The following is an 18104-nucleotide window of genomic DNA, read 5'->3' as shown; positions in this document are numbered from 1 at the left end:
TTCGACCGGGGTCACCCGACCGTCAGTCGGCGAAGTGCTCGCTGACCCAGCCGGTGATCGCGGTGGTCGGCGCGCCCGGGGTGAACACCTTGGCGACCCCGATCTCCTCGAGCAGCGGGATGTCCTCCTCCGGGATGATCCCACCACCGAAGATGACGATGTCGGACGCGTCGCGCTCGGCGAGGAGCTCGACGAGCCGGCGGAACAGCGTCATGTGCGCACCGGACAGGACGGAGAGCCCGATCAGGTCGGCGTCCTCCTGGATCGCGGTCTCCACGATCTGCTCGGGCGTCTGGTGCAGCCCGGTATAGACCACCTCGTGACCGGCGTCGCGCAGCGCGCGGGCGACGATCTTGGCGCCGCGGTCGTGCCCGTCGAGCCCGGGCTTGCCCACCACGATCCGGATCCGGCGCGTCGCTGTGCTGCTCATAGCCGGAGGCTAACCCAGACGTGACGCTCACCACGTGGCCGGGGGCACAGGAATTTACTGAGTGTATGGACTCTCAGGCGGGGCATGAGTGCCGATGGGTTCATCGGGACATCCGTGTGACAGGGTGTCTCGACAGAATTCGTCCACAACTTTCGGCGTTGGTTTCCCGGCGCCGTGATCGGTCCGTTACAGTCGGGCCTCGCCGTCTGAACCCCGAGAACAGCGGAGAGCACTTACACCATGGGTAACCACCGAGCGGAACGTCGCGGCCCCGGCCGTCGTCCCTCGGACCTCTCGACCCCGGTTGCGGAGACGACACCCATCGCGGCTCCCCTCTCGATGGACGACACGTTCGAGACCGTCCTCCTGCCCGCCACCGTCGCCGGCAAGCGCCGCGCGGAGAAGCCGGGCAAGGCACCCAAGGCCGTCAAGGCGCCCAAGGCACCGAAGACCGCCAAGGCGCCGAAGCCGGTGAAGGCCGCGCCGGTCGCCGCCCGCACCGCGCACGAGCCGAAGCCGGCGAAGGCCGAGAAGGCCCAGCCCGGGGGTCGCCGCGCGAGCAAGCACACCGCGTCGCGCGGCCCGCTGTTCAAGCTGCTCCCGTCTCCCCCGGTCCTGCTCGGCGTGGCCGCCCTGGCGATCTCCGCCGGTGGCGCCATCACCGCGGCGAACGGCGGTATCTCCGACCAGCCGACCCGGTTCAGCCAGGCCAGCGCCCTCAGCGGCGCCAGCGACGTCTCCCGCGTCAGCCTCCTCGACCGGCAGACCGTCAGCCGCGACTCCGCGCGCGACGCGCTCGGCGACAGCAGCGACGCCGAGCTGGTCGCCGAGGCGGAGGACCAGCTCAAGGAGCGCAACGCCGCCCTCCTGGCGCTGGCGAAGAAGACCCAGGCGCAGTCCGACAAGCTCGCGCTCAACCAGTGGGTGATCCCGCTGTCGGGCTACCACCTCACCGCACGCTTCGGCGAGTACGGCCTCTGGTCGAGCTACCACACCGGTCTCGACTTCGCCGCGGACCCGGGTACCCCGATCCACTCCGTCGCCAACGGCGTCGTGACCTCGGCCGGGTACGACGGCGCGTACGGCAACAAGACCGTCGTCACGCTCGACGACGGCACCGAGCTGTGGTTCTGCCACCAGACCTCGATCTACGTCTCCCCCGGCGACGAGGTCCGCGCCGGCGACCTGATCGGCACCGTCGGCTCGACCGGCCACGTGACCGGCCCGCACCTGCACCTCGAGGTGCGCCCCGGCGCCGGCGACCCGGTCGACCCGTACGAAGCGCTGGTCGTCCACGGCGTCACGCCGTAAGCGGCGCAGCCCCGTCGGCATGACGTCCACGCCGAACGAGTCGCAGACATCGGTGGTCGAGTAGCAGCCGCATGACGTCCACGCCGAACGAGTCGCGGACATCGGTGGTCGAGTAGGACGACGCGGCTGAGGAACGAAGCCGCGACGCCCGTATCGAGACCCAGCCGCGCACCGGACCACCAGGTCTCGATACACCGTCACTCGTTCCTCGCGACGGCTACTCGACCAACGAGCCAGCGAACATCGGTGGTCGAGTAGGACGACGCGGCTGAGGAACGAAGCCGCGACGCCCGTATCGAGACCCAGCCGCGCACCGGACCACCAGGTCTCGATACACCGTCACTCGTTCCTCGCGACGGCTACTCGACCAACGAGCCAGCGAACATCGGTGGTCGAGTAGGACGACGCGGCTGAGGAACGAAGCCGCGACGCCCGTATCGAGACCCAGCCGCGCACCGGACCACCAGGTCTCGATACACCGTCACTCGTTCCTCGCGACGGCTACTCGACCAACGAGCCAGCGAACATCGGTGGTCGAGTAGGACGACGCGGCTGAGGAACGAAGCCGCGACGCCCGTATCGAGACCCCGGCCAGCCCATCGGACCACCAGGTCTCGATACGCCGTCACTCGTTCCTCACGACGGCTACTCGACCAACGAGTCAGGGAACATCGGTGGTCGAGTAGGACGGCGCGGCTGAGGAACGAAGCCGCGACGGCCGTATCGAGACCCGGTCGATGCCACTGGCGACTCCGCCGCTGAGCTCCGTGGGTCTCGATACGCCGTCGCTCGTTCCTCGCGACGGCTACTCGACCAACGAGCCAGCTAGAGCTTCTCAACCGGCGCGTAGCGGAGCAGCAGCCGCTTGATGCCCTCAGAGCCGAAGTCGATCGAGGCGACGGCCTTCTCCGCGACGCCCTCGAGCGTCACGACCGTGCCCATGCCGAACGAGTCGTGGACGACCCGGTCGCCGGGCTCGAGGCTCGGGATCTCGCGCGCGGGCTTGGCCCGGGCAGCGGCGTCGGCGCGCAGCGCGGCCGAGGAGAAGTTGCGGCGGCCGGCGTCGGTCGGGGTGCCGAGCCGGGTGGAGCCGGAGAGGTCCGGGCGGCCCCACTGGGTCTGGGCGGCCTCAGTGCGCTTCCAGTCGACGAGGTCGACCGGGAGCTCGTCGAGGAACCGGGAGCCGGGGTTGTGCGACGGCGCGCCCCAGGCCGAGCGGACCACCGCGCGGGAGATGTAGAGGCGCTCGCGGGCGCGGGTCACGCCGACGTACGCCAGCCGCCGCTCCTCCTCGAGTTCCGGCTGGTCGCCGAGGGCCCGCGCGTGCGGGAACACGCCGTCCTCGAGCCCGGTCAGGAACACCGCGGGGAACTCGAGGCCCTTCGCGGTGTGCAGGGTCATCAGCGTGACGACGCCGGCGTCGTCCTCCGGGGCGTCGGGGATCTGGTCGGTGTCGGCCACCAGGGCGACCCGCTCGAGGAAGTCGGAGAGACCGGGGGCGACGATCCCGGCATCCACGTCGGCCGGGTCCGCCGAGGGGCCGGCCTGCGGGTCGTCGGAGAACTCCCGGGCGACGGCCACGAGCTCGGCGAGGTTCTCGACCCGGGTCTCGTCCTGCGGGTCGTCGCTCTCCTCCAGGGAGGCGACGTACCCGGACCGCGCCAGCACGGTCTCGAGCACGACGTCGGCGCGCTCCCCCGCGTCGACCATCGACTGCAGCTCCTCGACCATCGCCACGAAGCCCTGGATCGCACTGAGCGAGCGGGTGGCCAGGCCGGGGGCGTCCTGGGCGCGGCGCAGCGCCTCCCAGAACGTGATCCGGTCGCGGTCGGCCAGCGCCTGCACGCACGCGACCGCGCGGTCGCCGATGCCGCGCTTGGGGGTGTTCAGGATCCGGCGCAGCGACACCTGGTCGGCCGGGTTGACCAGCATCCGCAGGTAGGCGAGCGCGTCGCGCACCTCACGCCGCTCGTAGAAGCGCACCCCGCCGACGACCTTGTACGGCATGCCGACCCGGATGAACACCTCCTCGAACACCCGGGACTGCGCGTTGGTGCGGTAGAAGATCGCGACGTCCGCGGGCCGCAGGTCGCCCGCATCGGTGAGCCGGTCGATCTCCTCGGAGACGAACCGCGCCTCGTCGCGCTCGTCGTCGGCGACGTACCCGATGATCCGGGCGCCGTCGCCGGCGTCGGACCACAGCCGCTTCTCCTTGCGGCCCTTGTTGTGCCCGATCACGGCGTTCGCTGCCGTCAGGATGGTCTGGGTCGAGCGGTAGTTCTGCTCGAGCAGGATCGAGGTGGCGTTCGGGAAGTCCTGCTCGAAGTCGAGGATGTTGCGGATGTTCGCCCCACGGAACGCGTAGATCGACTGGTCGGCGTCGCCGACGACCATCAGCTCGGCCGGCTCGACCCGCTCGCCGTCGAGGTCCTCCGGGTTGTCCGCGCACAGCTGGTGAATGAGGGCGTACTGAGCGTGGTTGGTGTCTTGGTACTCGTCCACGAGCACGTGGCGGAACCGGCGCCGGTAGGTCTCGCGCACCTCGGGGAACTGCTGTAGCAGGTGGACCGTGAACATGATCAGGTCGTCGAAGTCGAGCGCGTTGGCCTCACGGAGGCGGCGTTGGTACGTCGTGTAGACCGACGCGTAGGTCTCCTCGAGGTTGTTGCGCGCGTCCTTGGTGGCGTCCTCGGGGTCCTTGAGCTCGTTCTTCTGGTTCGAGACCCAGTGCAGCATCGCGCCGGGCTGGTAGCGCTTCGCGTCCAGGTCGAGGTCGCTGCAGACCAGCGTCATCAGTCGCTTCTGGTCCGCGGCGTCGTAGATCGAGAAGTTCGACTTGAAGCCCAGCTTGTCGATCTCCTTGCGCAGGATGCGCACGCAGGCGGAGTGGAACGTCGAGACCCACATGATCCGCGCGCGCTTGCCGACGAGGTCCTCGACGCGCTCCTTCATCTCGGCCGCGGCCTTGTTGGTGAAGGTGATCGCGAGGATCGAGCCCGGGTGCGCCTTGCGCTCGGAGATCAGCCAGGCGATCCGGCGGGTCAGCACCCGCGTCTTGCCGGATCCGGCACCGGCGACGACGAGCAGCGGCGCGCCCTCGTGGACGACCGCGGCCCGTTGTGGCTCGTTGAGGCCGTCGAGCAGCTCCTCGCGCGTCGGTCCGCGGCGGGAGGTGCGGGGTTCGTCGGGAGTCCCGTCGGCGTGGTCGTACGCCGGCAGGCCGGGCAGCGGGATGGAGGTGCTCATGCTGGGGGCAAGCCTACGGTGGCCCGCCCCCAGCACCAGCGGTCAGTACGTGCCCGGGACGAGCACGATCGAGAGCCGGCCGCTGCCGTAGCCCGAGACGTCGAGCGTGACGTCCTGGCGGGCGCCGAGCGACACCGCGACGGACTCCACCTGCGGCGGGACGTCCTCACCGGGAGCGAAGGTGCTCGACAGCTTCACGTGCGCACCACAGTGGTCGCCGATCGGCGCGGCGAGGACGTTGAGGATCTCCGAGGCGTTCTCGAAGAGGTTCGGCGGGAGCCGGAGGTCCTCGATCGCGGCCTCGGCTCCACCCTTCGGGACGAGCGCGATGGCCGCGCCCGAGTTGGCAGCGAGCTGCAGGTCCATGACGGCGACCGCGGTCAGCGCGTACTTGTCGTCGATGTACGTCGCGACCACCGGCCTCGGGTGCTCGAACACGACCGGGGTCGCGTCACCGATCTCGACGTCGCGGCCGAGCAGGCCCTCGAAGAGGTCCTTGATCGCCTTGCGGTCAGGAAGACTCATGACCCGCACCTAGCCCAGCACCGGGGTGAGGGCTTCCTCGAACACCTCGGCCGTGAACGGCTTGGCGATGAGGAAGAGGGCACCAGCGTCCGACGCGAGCGTGCGCATCTCCTCGGAGCCCTCCGAGGTGACGAACCCGAACGGCGTCTGGTTGCCGCTGCCGCGCAGGTCGCGCAGGAAGTCGATGCCGGTCTTGTTCGGCATGTTCCAGTCCGAGAGCACCAGGTCGGGCTTCTCGGTCTGGACCTTGTCGAACCCGTCGGCGCCGTCCTCGGCCTCGACGATGTCGTGGCCGCTGAAGCCGGCCTGGCGCAGGGTGCGGATCACGATCTGACGCATCACGCGGCTGTCGTCCGCGACGAGGATCTTCATGGTTCTCTGCTTTCCTTCTGGTCTTGAGCTCGGGCAGTCGTCGACGTCAGGCCGCGTCAGGAACGACTTCGACGAAAACGGGAGCGCCGTGCCACGAGATGATCAGGCAGTCCTCGGCGGACGGCGGGTTGGTGGTCTCGGAGACACCGGGGAGGCCCAGCGACATGACGCCACCGAGGGCGCCCTTCACGCTGCCGCCCACGACGTTGAGGACCTCACCGACGGCGTCGTGGACGTCGTCGTCCGGGAGGACCTCCTCCGCCGGGGCACCCAGCATCGCGCCGGCGATCTGGGTGGCGACCTCGGAGTCACAGGTGAGCACGATGCGACCGTTCCAGTCGCCACGCAGCTCGATCTGGGCCTGCACGCCGGAGCCGAGGTTCGCGACGGTGTCGGCCGGCCACGGCTCGAACGCGGTGAAGAGCATCGAGCCCCACACCTGCTCGAACGCGGCGTTGACGAGCGCCGGGTCGGGCGCGGTACCAGTGGTCATGACGGGTCTCCAGCAGGGACGGGAAGGAGCCCGAGCAGGTCGAGCTTCTCCATCAGGGCTTCGCCGGTGAACGGCTTGATGAGGTACTCATGGGCGCCCGCGGCGAGTGCGCGGACGATCCGGTCCTGCTCGCTCTCGGTGGTGACCATCATCAGCGTGATGCTCCGCCACTCGGGGCGCTTGCGGACCTCGGTGATGAACGTGAGTCCGTCCATCACGGGCATGTTCCAGTCGACGCAGGCGAGGGCCGGAAGCTCGGCCTGGGCCTCGAGGACGTCGATGGCCTCCTGGCCGTCTCCTGCCTCGAGAACCTCGTAACCTGCATCGACGAGGATGCGGCCGACGATCCGGCGCATCGCTCGCGAGTCGTCAACGATCAGCGCGCGCACGTGGGTTGTTCCTCTCTGACCTTGTACACAGAAGACCTTCCGGCCGGGACACGTTCCCAGGCGTCGTCGACGCCCATCGTCATCTCGGCGGCGCCGAGGAAGAGATGGCCGTCCGGAGCCATCACCTGGCGGACGCGGCGCAGGATGTCGCGCTTGGTCGCCAGGTCGAAGTAGATGAGAACGTTGCGGAGGAAGACGATGTCGAACTTCCCCATCGGGGGGAAGGGACGCACCAGGTTGAGCTGGCGGAACTGCACCTGCGCGGCGAGCGCAGGATTGATCCGCCAGTGCAGCCCGGACCGCTCGAAGTGACGGACCATCGTCGTAGCGGGAAGCCCGCGGTTGACCTCGAGCTGCGAGTACTCGCCGGCCTTGGCCTTGTCGAGCATCTCCTGCGAGAGGTCGGTCGCCAGCATGTCGATCTTCCAGCCGGCGAGCTCAGGGGTGTCCTGCGCGGTCATCAGGATGCTGTACGGCTCCTGACCACTCGAGCAGGCGGCCGCCCAGACCCGGATCTCCCGGTTGCTGCGCGTCTTCGCGAGCGTCGGGAAGATGGACTGGCGCAGGGCGGTGAAGGGGTCGCTGTCACGGAACCACGACGTCTCGTTGGTCGTCAGCGCCTCGACGACCTGCTTGAGTGCCGCGGGGTTGCGCCGGGTGGAGAGCTCGGCGACGTACGCGTCGACGTCGGGGTGGTTCGCCTGACGAGCCAGCGGCAGCAGCCGGGACTCGACCAGGTACTCCTTCCCCGGCTCGAGCACGATCGCGCTCTCCGCGCGGACGACCTCGCGGACGAAGTTGAATGCTGTCGTGCTGATGCTCATGGCCGTCCTCCCGTGGCGGCAAGGGCAGCCTGCTGTGGGGCAAGGCGACGGATGATTTCGGGCCCGATCGCGTCGAGCGGCAGGATCTGCTCGGCGAGACCGGCGGTGGCCACCGCACCAGGCATGCCCCAGACCACCGAGGTGGCCTGGTCCTGGGCGAGCACGCTGCCACCGCGGTCGACGATCGCTCGGGATCCGACAGCGCCGTCGGACCCCATTCCGGTCAGGACCACGCCGAGCAACGACGAGCCGACCGCGGCCACCGCGCTGCGGAACAGCACGTCGACGGCGGGGCGGCAATAATTCTCGGGTGGTGCCTGGGTCAGCTTGGTGTAGAGGCCGCGCGGACCCGCGACGACCTCGAGGTGGTAGTCACCGGGGGCGATGAAGACCTGTCCCGGTCCCATCGTCTGCCCGTCCTCGGCCTCGACGACCTGGAAGCCGAACTGGCGGTCGAGGCGGGCGGCGAACTGCTTGGTGAAGAGCGGCGGCATGTGCTGGACGACCGCGACCGGCACCGGCAGCGACGGCAGCGTGCCGAACAGCGTGGCGAGGGCCTCGGGTCCGCCGGTCGAGCTGCCGACGACCAGCAGCTTGTGACCGCCGGCGGGTCGTACGGCGGGTGCGCGGAGCACCGGCGGCGGGGTCTTGACGACGGGCGCGCCGGCCGGGGCGGCCTTGGCCGCCAGCGAGCCGCCGCGCAGCGGCACCAGCGACTTGATCCGTGGGATCAGCGCCTCGCGGACCTGCTCCATCGACTTGCCGACGCTGCCGACGTTGGCCGGCTTCGGCACGTAGTCGGAGGCACCGGCCGCCAGCGCGTCGAGGGTGGCGACGGCGCCGCGCTCGGTGAGCGTGCTGAACATGATGATGGGCATCCGCAGGCCCTGGGCCCGCAGCTCGCGGACCGCCTCGATGCCGTTCATCTCCGGCATCTCGATGTCCATCGTCACGAGGTCCGGCTTGAGCAGCGCGGCCTTCTGGACGCCCGCTCGGCCGTTGACGGCCGTGCCGATCACCTCGATGTCGGGATCCTCGGCGAGCAGATCGGACACGATCTTGCGAATCACCACGGAGTCGTCGACGACGAGCACGCGGATCCGGGTCATGTGGTGTCCTCACCTTCAGGCCCACTGAAGTGCAGGCGAGGATTCCATCGGCCGTGCCGGGAGGGACCTTAGGTCGCGTCGACCTCGATCTCAGAGAACGTGCGGGCCCGGACGACCTGGACCAGGGATCAGGCGTAGACCTCGCGCCACGGCCGCAGCAGCACGTCGGCCTCGGCCGCGGGCAGCACGTCGCCGACGGCGCTCGCCTGGAGGACTCCGGACAGCGCGTTCCAGACGCCGTACGCCGCGTCGCGCGCGCTGAAGCCGGCGCGGCGGAACGCGATCACCCCGGCCAGCTGGGCGTCGCACGCCAGCCGGAGCCGGTCGGTGAGCGAGAGGGCCCAGGTCGCCTGGTGCATGGCGGGCGCCCATTGGCCGGTGTGCAGGCGCAGGTCGTCGACGACCGCGCGCCACCGGCGGCGTACCGCGTCGTCGGCCCCGGCCAGCACGGTCAGCACCTCGTCGACGTCGGGGACCCCGGTCGGAACGGTCGCGTCGCGGGTCGGCACCCCGGCCCGCAGGAACGGCACCGCCATCGCGCGGCGGGCGTCCTCGGGGAGCCGGTCGCGCAGGTAGCCGGCGAACGCCGCGTCGGCGAGGACGTCGGCGGCCTCCGCCGCAGCGGGGTCCTGGACCGCCAGCTCACCGCTGCGCAGCCAGGTCCAGTCGAGCAGCTCGCGCCGGATGATCCGGTCGAGGGCGTCGACGTCGCCGAGCAGCCCGGTCTCGAGGCGACGCAGGAGCCGGGTCTCGCCGGCCGCGGCCTCGTCGATCGCCTCCCCGGCGAGCGGCAGCACGTCGGCGACGTTCTCGGTGGTCTCGATGGCGATGTCGCGGACCCGCAGCCAGGTCGACCGGGTCGGTAGCCCGGGGTGGCAGGCGGCCAGCCGCTCGACGTCGTCGGCCGTCGCGGTCAGCGCGGCCCGTAGAACGCCGGAGACCTGGTCACCACCGGGAAGGCGGGCCAGGTCGAAGGCGAGGGCGGGAGCCCCGACGACGGAGTACGGCACGAGGTCGACGGTACCCCGTGCCGTACGCCGTCATGTCGGGAACCGCAGAACGCGGTCCTCGGTGATCAGACGGTGGTGCGGAAGCGCGAGACCTCGCGTCGGAGGTCGCTCGACATGCGCGCGAGCTCCTCGATCGCCGTGAGCGTCTGGTTCACGGCCTGGGTGGTGGTCTCGGCCGCGGCGGCCACGCCGGAGATGTTGGTGGCGATCTCGCCCGAGCCCGTGGACGCCTCGGCGACGTTGCGCGCCATCTCGTTGGTGGTCGCGGTCTGCTCCTCGACCGCCGAGGCGATCGTGAGCTGGTAGTCGTTGATCGAGGAGATGATCGTGGAGATCTCGCCGATCGCGTCGACCGCGCCGGTGGTGTCGGCCTGGATGGCCTCGACCCGGCGGGCGATGTCCTCGGTGGCGCGGGCGGTCTCCTGAGCGAGCTCCTTGACCTCGTTGGCCACGACCGCGAAGCCCTTGCCGGCCTCGCCGGCACGCGCGGCCTCGATGGTCGCGTTCAGCGCGAGCAGGTTGGTCTGCTCGGCGATCGAGGTGATCACCTTGACGACGTTGCCGATCTCCTGCGAGCTCGCGCCCAGCTTGGCGACGGACTCGTTGGTGGTCTCGACGATCCCGACGGCCTGGGCGGCGACGCGGGCGGCGTCGTTCGCGGAGCCGGCGATCTCGCGGATCGAGGCACCCATCTGCTCGGCGCCGGCGGCGACGGTCTGCACGTTGCGCGACACCTCGTCGGCGGCACCGGACACGACGCCGGCCTGGACCGAGGTCTCCTCGGCACCAGCAGCGATCTGCTGCGAGGACGACGACAGCTCCTCCGACGACGCGGCGACCGCGTCCGCGGACGACACCATCGACGTGATGACCGCGCCGACCGAGTCGATCGAGCGGTTGAGCGAGCGCTCCAGCTCACCGAGCTCGGCGGCGGACCGCTCCTCGGCGCGCTTCGTGAGGTCGCCGTCCGCGAAGGACGCGAGGACGTCGATGCTGGAACGCAGCGGGCGGGTGATGGAGCGCGCGATGAGGAACGCCAGCGCGACGAGCGCGGTCAGGCCGACCACGATGGTGACGAGCACGAAGAGCTCGGCCTGGTTCTGGGCGTCCTTGACCTCGGCGGTCTTGGCGTCGGCGGCCTTCTCGATCTTGTCGAACGTGGCCGAGAGCATCTCGTCCATCTGGTCGTTCGCGGTCTGGATCTCGTCGGCGCGGGTACGCATGCCGTTCTGGTTCGCGACGGCACCGTCGACGAAGTCGGCGATCGCCTGACCGTACGAGACCCAGGCACCCTCGAACTGCGTCATCTCGTCGGCCTCGACGTCGAGCTCGAGGCCCTTGATCTGGTCGACCAGGGCCTGGACCTTCCCGTTGTCGTCGATCACGTCGGCCGGGATCTCCGAGTTGTCGACGTACGAGAGCGACTTGAGGGCGTCGACCTTGAGCTCGCTGGAGCGGGTGTCGAGCGCGTGCATCAGCGCCCGCGCCTCCTGCAGGTCGGCCAGCTCGGCGTTCTTGGACTCGACGCTGTTCAGGCCCGAGTACGCGACGCCGCCGACGATGACGGCGGTCGCGCCGCCGATCGCGGCGATCGCGGCGAGCCGGCGGCCCACGGTCCAGGTGATGGGTGACTTCATGGCAGGGAAGGTCCTTCGATCGGGGGGTCGGAGAAGGTCAGGCGGCGACGGCGCGGTCGACGTCGAGCGCGAGCAGCAGCTGGTTGTCGAGCTTGTACGCGCCGAGCAGCAGCTCACGCGAGTTGCCCGACAGCGTGTCCGGCGGCGGCTCGAACTGGTCGGTGTCGACGTCCACGACCGAACCGATCGTGTCGACGAGCAGCGCGACCGGCTCGCCGGCGACGCGGATGACCACGAGCATCGGCTCGGCCTCCTCCTCGCGGGAGGGCAGCTCGAGCTGGACGCGCAGGTCGATCGCGCTGAGCACCTGGCCGCGGAGGTTGATCAGTCCGGCCAGGGTGCCGGGCGCCAGCGGGATCCGCGTCCGGGTCTGGCCACGCAGGACCTCCTGGACCGCATCGACGTCGACGCCGTACAGGCGCCCGTCGAGGGTGAAGGTCACCATCCGGGTGCTCACATCGCCTCCTGGTAGTCCGCGTCGAGGGTGACCTCGAACTCGGGTGCCGTGTAGAACTTCGGGTCGGCCGCGAGGATCGCGGCGCGGACGTCGAGGAGCTCGACGATCCGGTCGCGGATCAGCGTCGAGCCGAGCAGGCCGTGGTCGTCGATGTCGCTGCGGACCTCGGACTCCTCGTCCACGATGTCGACGATCTCGTCGACGACGATCGCCACGCTGCGGTTCGCGGCCGAGTAGACGACGACCACCAGGTCGTCACCCTCGCGCTCGCTCATCGAGCCGAGGTGCCGGTCGAGGCGGAGCAGCGGCAGGATCGCACCGCGGTACTGGACGACCTCGCGACTGCCGACGACCTCGACCGAGGACGTCGGGATGTTCTCGAGGCGAGTGACCGACGACAGCGGGATCGCGACCTTGCGGCCACCGCCGATGCCGGCGACCAGCATGCGGAGGTGCTCGCTGGCGGCCTTGTGGGTCTCGACGGTGTCGGGGGTGGTGCCCCGCTCCAGTGCCTCGGCGGTCAGGGCGCGGCGGGCCAGGGCCTGCACGTCCAGGATGAGCGCCACGCGGCCGTCACCCAGGATGGTGGCGCCCGAGTAGGTGCCGAGCGACTTGAGTCGCGAGCCGAGCGGCTTGACCACGATCTCCTCGGTGCTGAGGACCCGGTCGATGACCAGGCCGAAGCGCTTGCCCTCGGCCTGGAGCACCGCGATCAGGACGTGGCCGTCGGAGCGGTCGGACTCGACACCGAGCACGTCGGTGAGCCGGACCAGCGGGAGCAGCGCACCGCGCAGGCGGTAGACCGAGGCACCGTTGACGTCCTCGACCGCGGTCGCGGCCCGGTCGGCGTCCAGCGCCACGAGCTCCAGCAGGCTGACCTGCGGGATCGCGTAGCGGTCGCCGGCGCACTCGACGGTCAGGGCGGGGACGATCGCGAGGGTCAGCGGGATCCGCAGCCGGCACGTCGTACCGCGGCCGACGACGGACTCCACCTCGATGGTGCCGCCGATGCTCTCGATGTTGGTCTTCACGACGTCCATGCCGACACCGCGGCCGGAGACGTTGGTGACCGCCGCGGCCGTGGAGAAGCCGGGCAGGAAGATCAGCTGCAGGATGTCGGCCGGAGCCATCTGTGCGAGCTGCGCGGAGGTGCGCAGGCCCTTGTCGAGCGCCTTCTGGGCGATCTTGTCCGAGTCGATGCCGGCACCGTCGTCACACACCTCGACGACGACCTGGCCGCCCTCGTGGTAGGCGCGCAGGGTGAGCACGCCCTCGGCGGGCTTGCCGAGCGCGACGCGGTCCTCGGGGCTCTCGAGGCCGTGGTCGACGGCGTTGCGGACCAGGTGGGTCAGCGGGTCCTTGACGGACTCGAGGAGGGACCGGTCGAGCTCGGTCTCGCGGCCGACCATGGACAGGCTGACCTGCTTGCCGCAGGCGGCACCGAGGTCGCGCACGACGCGCGGGAGCTTGGACCAGAGGTGGTCGATCGGCTGCATGCGGGTCTTCATGACCCCCTCCTGCAGCTCGGTGGCGATCAGGTTGAGGCGCTGGGCGGACCGGACCAGCTCCAGGCCCTCCTGCTCTCCGGCCTGGCGCACGATCTGGTTGCGGGTGAGCACCAGCTCACCGACGAGGCGCATCAGGGTGTCGAGCAGGTCGACGTCCACGCGGATCGACGAGTCGGCCACGTTGCGACGGGCACCGTGCTCCTCCTCGGCCGCGGGGGCGGCCTTGGCGGCGGGCTTGGCGACCGGCGGGGCCACCGACTTGGCGGCGGCCTCGACGACCGACGCGGGCACGAGCTCGGCGATCGGCTCGGGCGCCGCCTCGACGACGGGCTCCGGGGTGACCTCGGCGACCTGAGCGGTCTCGGCGGTCTCGGCGACCTCGGGCAGCAGCTCGGCGACGGGGGTCGGCTCGGCGGCCGGCACCTCCTTGCCGTCGAGCAGCGCCGAGATCTTCTCGACCACGTCGGACACGTCGACGTCGCCTTCGGCGCCGCTGGCCTCGATGGTGGTCAGCAGGTCACGGACCCGGTCCACCATCGCGAGCAGCAGGTCGGTGGTCGTCGGCGTCATGGACATCTTGCCGTCGCGCAGCCGCGCCAGCAGGTTCTCCCCGACGTGCGTCACCGACTCCAGGTTGCTGAACGCAAGGAAGCCGCTGGTGCCCTTGATCGTGTGGATGGTCCTGAAGATGCTGCCGAGCAGCTCTCGGGAGTCGGGCTCACGCTCGAGCGCGACCAAGTCGCGGTCGAGCTGGTCCAGGTTCTCGTGGCTCTCCACGAGGAACTCCTGGACGATCTCGTCGATCTCATCCACCGGGAAGACCCTCTCGTCAATGGGTGTACGAGAGGTGTGATCGGCTACCGGTGGACCGACCTGAGCCCGTTGCTGAAAACTCCCCCAGAAGGGTGAGGCAGGGGGTGGGTCAGCGCCAGAACACCGCGACGCAGACGTTCGCGACGGTGAGCAGGAGCAGCAGCGCCCAGAGACCGTTGGCGATCCGCTCCTTGCGCAGGTTCGCCATCACCAGCACCAGGATCACCAGGGCGATCACGCCCTTGACCGCGATCTTCGTGTGGTTGACGTCGCCGTCGTCGGCCTCGATCACGCCGACCAGGGCCAGGCCCGCCAGGAAGGCGGTCCCGGCGCCGTCGCGCATCAGCGCGTTGACCGACTTCTCGGGCGTGCGCGCCTGGACCAGCAGCCCGCCGAAGAGTGCGGCGAAGCCCAGCAGGTGGATGACGAGGAGCAGGTGGCGCAGGAATTCCATGGCCGAAGCCTAGGAGGTGACCCGATCCTTGGTGCCGAAGACCCTCTCGATCACGAAGAGAACCACGCCGACGCCGATGAGCGCCGCGCACCAGAGCAGGGACGACGGGTCGTCGCGCACCGACCAGTAGAAGATCGCGGCGTTGCCGACGAGCCCGACAAACAGGAGTGGGGTGTTGGCACGGAAGGTCTTCTCGTCCTCGTCCTGACCGCGCAGCTTGAGCGCGGACACGATCACCAGGGCATAGATGAACAGCAGGAACAGCACGGTCACCGTCGCGAGCCGGGCGACCAGGTCGAGGCCCGATCCAGCCTGGGTGATCAGGGTGCCGACGACCAGCAGCGCCCCGACGATCACGGCACTGAAGACCAGGCCCACCCACGGGCTGCGGCGGCTTGCGTGGAGCTTGTTGAAGACCCCCGGTACGACGTCCTCGTTCGCCATGCCGTAGAGGATGCGGGGCTGGGTGACGACCGCGACCAGGGTCGTGTTCGCGATGGCCACCATCGCGATCACCGCGAAGAGGTTCGTCATGAAGTCTGTCGACAGCGGGAGGATCCCCTGCTTGATGACCTCGAGCAGCGCCGCGTCGGAGTCGGCCAGGGTCGAGGTGTCGACCGTGAGCGCGGCGGTCACCGACACGAGCACGTAGATGACCCCTGCGACGACCATGCCGCCGATCAGCGAGCGCGGGAACGACCGGTGCGGGTCGATGGTCTCCTCCGCGACGTTCGCGGTGTTCTCGAAGCCGGTCATCGCGAAGAACGACAGCGCGACACCTGCCAGGATCGCCAACGCCGGGCTGCCTCCGGCCTCGAACTCCAGCAACGTGCCGAAGTGGGCGTGGCCCTCGGCGATGTACCAGATCCCGCTCAGCATGATGATCGCCAGCCCCGCGATCTCGACGAACGCCATCACCATGTTGATCACGACCGACTCGGTGATCCCGAGGAAGTTGACCACCGACAGCACAGCGATGAACACCAGCATCACGAGGAGCTCCGACGGGCCGGGCCAGATCTCGGCGAAGTACGACGCGAAGCCGCTGGCCAGGGAGCCCGCCGCGGCGAAGCTCGCGGACAGGAACGAGACGGTGACCAGGAAGCTCAGCGCCTTGCTCCCGAACGCCTTGTTGACGTAGAGCGCGGCGCCCGCCGCCTGGGGGTACTTCGTGACGAGCTCGGCGTACGCGCTGCCGGTGATGGCGGCGATCGCGACCCCGACGGCGAAGGCGATCCAGAACGCGCCGCCGACGGCGGCGGCGACGAGCCCGATCAGGACGTAGATCCCGGAGCCGAGGACGTCGCCGAGCGTGTAGAAGAACAGCTGGCGCCCGGTGATGCTCCGCTTGAGGCCGGAGTCGTCCACGTCCGGCGCCGGTTCGGTCGTCGCAGTCATGACCGCCGAGTACCCGTGGGTAACGGCGATGAAACGAGACCAGGTCTCGACGGACCGGTCGCCGGGAGCGACGGGTCCTAGAGGAGTCGCCGGTCCGATGCCCAGCGGGTCAGCTCGTGGCGCGAGGAGAGCTGGAGCTTGCGCAGCACGCTCGACATGTGGGTCTCGACGGTCTTGATGGAGATGAACAGCTCCTTCGCGACCTCCTTGTACGCGTAGCCGCGGGCGATCAGCCGCATCACCTCGCGCTCGCGTTCGGTGAGCCGGTCGAGGTCCTCGTCGACCGCGGCCACCTCGATGGAGCCCGAGAACGCGTCGAGCACGAAGCCCGCGAGGCGCGGGGAGAACACCGCGTCGCCCTCGGCGACCCGGCCGATCGCCTGCACCAGCTCGGGTCCGGTGATGGTCTTGGTGACGTACCCGCGGGCACCGCCGCGGATCGTGCCGATGACGTCCTCGGCCGCGTCACTGACCGACAGCGCGAGGTAGCGGGTGTCGGGAGAGGCACCGCTCGCGCCGACCCGCCGCATCACCTCGACGCCCCCGCCACCGGGCAGGTGCACGTCGAGCAGCACGACGTCGGGCCGGTGCGTCGACACCGCGGCGACCGCCTCGTCGACGTCGGCGGCCTCGGCCCGGATGTCCACCACGCCCTGGCCGGCAGCCTCGAGCTCGGCGCGTACGCCGCGGCGGAACATCGCGTGGTCGTCCACGATCACGATCCCCACCGGACCGGCCGGTCGCTGCTCAACCATTGCTCTCCTCCTGTCGGGACAGGTGCAGCCGCACCTCGGTCCCCTCGCCGGGGGCGGACCGGACCTCGGCCGATCCCCCGTGTCGCTGCATGCGGTCGACGATGCTCCGGCGCACGCCGTACCTGTCCTCGGGGACCGCCTCGAGGTCGAAGCCCTTGCCCCGGTCGCGGACGAACACGTCGACCGCCCCGCTGGTCACCTCGGCGTACACGTCGACCTTGCCGGTCCCGGCGTGCTTGGCGGCGTTGGTCACCGCCTCGCCGGTCGCGTGCACGATCGGGCGCAGCGACTCGTCGAAGTCGCAGTCGCCGACGTTCACGACCTCGACGGAGACGCCGTACTCGTCCTCGACCCGGGCCGCGACGCCGCGCAGGGCGCTGGCGACGGTGCTCTCGTCGGTCGAGTCGCCGGCGTACAGCCACGACCGCAGGTCGCGCTCCTGGGCACGGGCCAGTCGCGCGACGGTCGCGCCGTCGTTGGCGTTCTTCTGGATCAGCGCGAGCGTCTGCAGCACCGAGTCGTGCAGGTGCGCGGCGACGTCCGCGCGGTCCTGGGTGCGCACCCGCTCGGCGCGCTCGTCGCTGAGGTCCGAGGCCAGCCGGTAGATCCAGGGGCCGATCACGATCGCCAGGCCGATGATCGTCAGCACCGACGCGATCAGCACGTCGCGGGCCATCTCGATCGAGCCGTTGCGTACCGAGTAGAGGACGAGCGCGATCACGATCAGCGAGACGCCGGCGGCGACGCGGGCGTACGACGCCCAGCCACCGCTGCCGAACACGACCCGCATCGGGTCGATCCGCCCGGTGCTGTCGAGCCACCGCTCGCGCTGCGCGTCGTCGGCCTGGCGCCACAGCAGGGCGATGCCGACGACGCCGACCACGACGGGCCAGAACACGGTGCCGCGGCCGAGGACCGCCTCGAGCAGCAGGATCGCGCCGAAGCCGAGCGCGGCCAGCGCGATCGCCGGGCCGACGTCACCGAGCCGGCGGATCCGTCCGGGCCGGCGGTTGCCGCGGGTGGCGCTCTCCAGCCCGGGGGCGTCGGTCTCGAAGCGGGAGTCGGCCGGGAGCAGCCACCACAGGCCCGCGTAGAACACGACGCCGAACCCGCCGAGGAACGCGGTGAGCACGAAGCCGGCACGCACCCACAGGACCGGGAAGCCCAGGTGCCGCGCCAGACCGGCGGCCACCCCGCCGAGGATCGGCTCCTGGGTGTCGCGGTAGGCGCGCCGCGTCCCCAGCGGGGCCGACGCGCCGGCGTCGGCGGGGGCACGTGTACTCATCGTGGCTCAATCGTCACACAGCGCGGCACCCCGGACCATGAGGGCTGACCCCGGCTCACCCCTGACCGCACGGGCGCTCCCCCGGCCC

General features: G+C 70.2%; 17 protein-coding genes. 1 reads left to right on the top strand and 16 read right to left on the bottom strand.

Annotated elements, in window-relative coordinates; translation table 11 throughout:
- Positions 1 to 22: 22 nt before the first annotated feature.
- Entirely contained in the window at positions 23 to 430 is a 408-nt protein-coding gene (locus MJ604_RS03005; RefSeq protein WP_243056796.1) for a cobalamin B12-binding domain-containing protein, read from the bottom strand.
- A gap of 339 nt (positions 431 to 769) precedes the next feature.
- Between MJ604_RS03005 and MJ604_RS03000 the strand changes: the two genes are divergently transcribed.
- The gene (locus MJ604_RS03000) at positions 770 to 1741 is read left to right on the top strand and encodes a M23 family metallopeptidase (protein ID WP_243056795.1); all 972 of its coding nucleotides are present in this window, start codon (positions 770 to 772) and stop codon (positions 1739 to 1741) included.
- An 825-nt stretch (positions 1742 to 2566) separates the two neighbouring features.
- Here MJ604_RS03000 and pcrA read toward each other — a convergent pair.
- The 15 genes from pcrA to MJ604_RS02925 all read right to left on the bottom strand — a co-directional run bounded on the left by pcrA (position 2567) and on the right by MJ604_RS02925 (position 18016).
- On the bottom strand, positions 2567 to 4987 hold the full coding sequence (gene pcrA, locus MJ604_RS02995) for a DNA helicase PcrA (RefSeq protein ID WP_243056794.1): 2421 nt from the start codon (positions 4985 to 4987) through the stop codon (positions 2567 to 2569).
- 42 nt (positions 4988 to 5029) lie between these two features.
- Positions 5030 to 5512: a hypothetical protein gene (locus MJ604_RS02990; protein ID WP_243056793.1), complete on the bottom strand. Its 483-nt coding sequence runs from the start codon at positions 5510 to 5512 to the stop codon at positions 5030 to 5032.
- Positions 5513 to 5521: 9 nt separating this feature from the next.
- Positions 5522 to 5884: a response regulator gene (locus tag MJ604_RS02985; protein WP_243056792.1), complete on the bottom strand. Its 363-nt coding sequence runs from the start codon at positions 5882 to 5884 to the stop codon at positions 5522 to 5524.
- 46 nt (positions 5885 to 5930) lie between these two features.
- Positions 5931 to 6377, bottom strand: coding sequence for a chemotaxis protein CheX (locus MJ604_RS02980; protein ID WP_243056791.1), 447 nt, complete (start codon positions 6375 to 6377; stop codon positions 5931 to 5933).
- A complete protein-coding gene (locus MJ604_RS02975) occupies positions 6374 to 6766 on the bottom strand; it encodes a PleD family two-component system response regulator (protein WP_243056790.1) in 393 nt (130 codons plus the stop codon). Before MJ604_RS02975 ends, MJ604_RS02980 begins: the two co-directional genes overlap by 4 nt.
- Positions 6754 to 7590: a protein-glutamate O-methyltransferase CheR gene (locus MJ604_RS02970; RefSeq protein WP_243056789.1), complete on the bottom strand. Its 837-nt coding sequence runs from the start codon at positions 7588 to 7590 to the stop codon at positions 6754 to 6756. The genes MJ604_RS02975 and MJ604_RS02970 overlap by 13 nt, the downstream gene beginning before the upstream one ends.
- On the bottom strand, positions 7587 to 8699 hold the full coding sequence (locus MJ604_RS02965; protein ID WP_243056788.1) for a chemotaxis response regulator protein-glutamate methylesterase: 1113 nt from the start codon (positions 8697 to 8699) through the stop codon (positions 7587 to 7589). Before MJ604_RS02965 ends, MJ604_RS02970 begins: the two co-directional genes overlap by 4 nt.
- Before the next feature lie 128 nt (positions 8700 to 8827).
- Complete coding sequence (locus tag MJ604_RS02960; RefSeq protein WP_243056787.1) at positions 8828 to 9709, bottom strand: hypothetical protein; 882 nt, start codon at positions 9707 to 9709, stop codon at positions 8828 to 8830.
- 65 nt (positions 9710 to 9774) lie between these two features.
- Positions 9775 to 11346, bottom strand: coding sequence for a methyl-accepting chemotaxis protein (locus tag MJ604_RS02955; RefSeq protein ID WP_243056786.1), 1572 nt, complete (start codon positions 11344 to 11346; stop codon positions 9775 to 9777).
- 37 nt (positions 11347 to 11383) lie between these two features.
- Complete coding sequence (locus MJ604_RS02950) at positions 11384 to 11803, bottom strand: chemotaxis protein CheW (RefSeq protein WP_243056785.1); 420 nt, start codon at positions 11801 to 11803, stop codon at positions 11384 to 11386.
- Positions 11800 to 14124, bottom strand: coding sequence for a chemotaxis protein CheW (locus tag MJ604_RS02945; RefSeq protein WP_243056784.1), 2325 nt, complete (start codon positions 14122 to 14124; stop codon positions 11800 to 11802). Before MJ604_RS02945 ends, MJ604_RS02950 begins: the two co-directional genes overlap by 4 nt.
- Positions 14125 to 14233: 109 nt before the next feature.
- Entirely contained in the window at positions 14234 to 14578 is a 345-nt protein-coding gene (locus MJ604_RS02940) for a hypothetical protein (protein ID WP_243056783.1), read from the bottom strand.
- Positions 14579 to 14587: 9 nt separating this feature from the next.
- Positions 14588 to 15976: an APC family permease gene (locus MJ604_RS02935; RefSeq protein ID WP_243056782.1), complete on the bottom strand. Its 1389-nt coding sequence runs from the start codon at positions 15974 to 15976 to the stop codon at positions 14588 to 14590.
- A 77-nt stretch (positions 15977 to 16053) separates the two neighbouring features.
- Positions 16054 to 16731, bottom strand: a complete 678-nt coding sequence (locus MJ604_RS02930) for a response regulator transcription factor (protein ID WP_243056781.1) — start codon at positions 16729 to 16731, stop codon at positions 16054 to 16056.
- Entirely contained in the window at positions 16724 to 18016 is a 1293-nt protein-coding gene (locus tag MJ604_RS02925) for an ATP-binding protein (protein WP_243056780.1), read from the bottom strand. The genes MJ604_RS02930 and MJ604_RS02925 overlap by 8 nt, the downstream gene beginning before the upstream one ends.
- Between the last annotated feature and the right edge of the window lie 88 nt (positions 18017 to 18104).

Source organism: Nocardioides sp. SR21 (genome assembly GCF_022761125.1).
GTDB lineage: Bacteria > Actinomycetota > Actinomycetes > Propionibacteriales > Nocardioidaceae > Nocardioides.
This window is presented reverse-complemented; position numbering and strand designations above follow the sequence as displayed.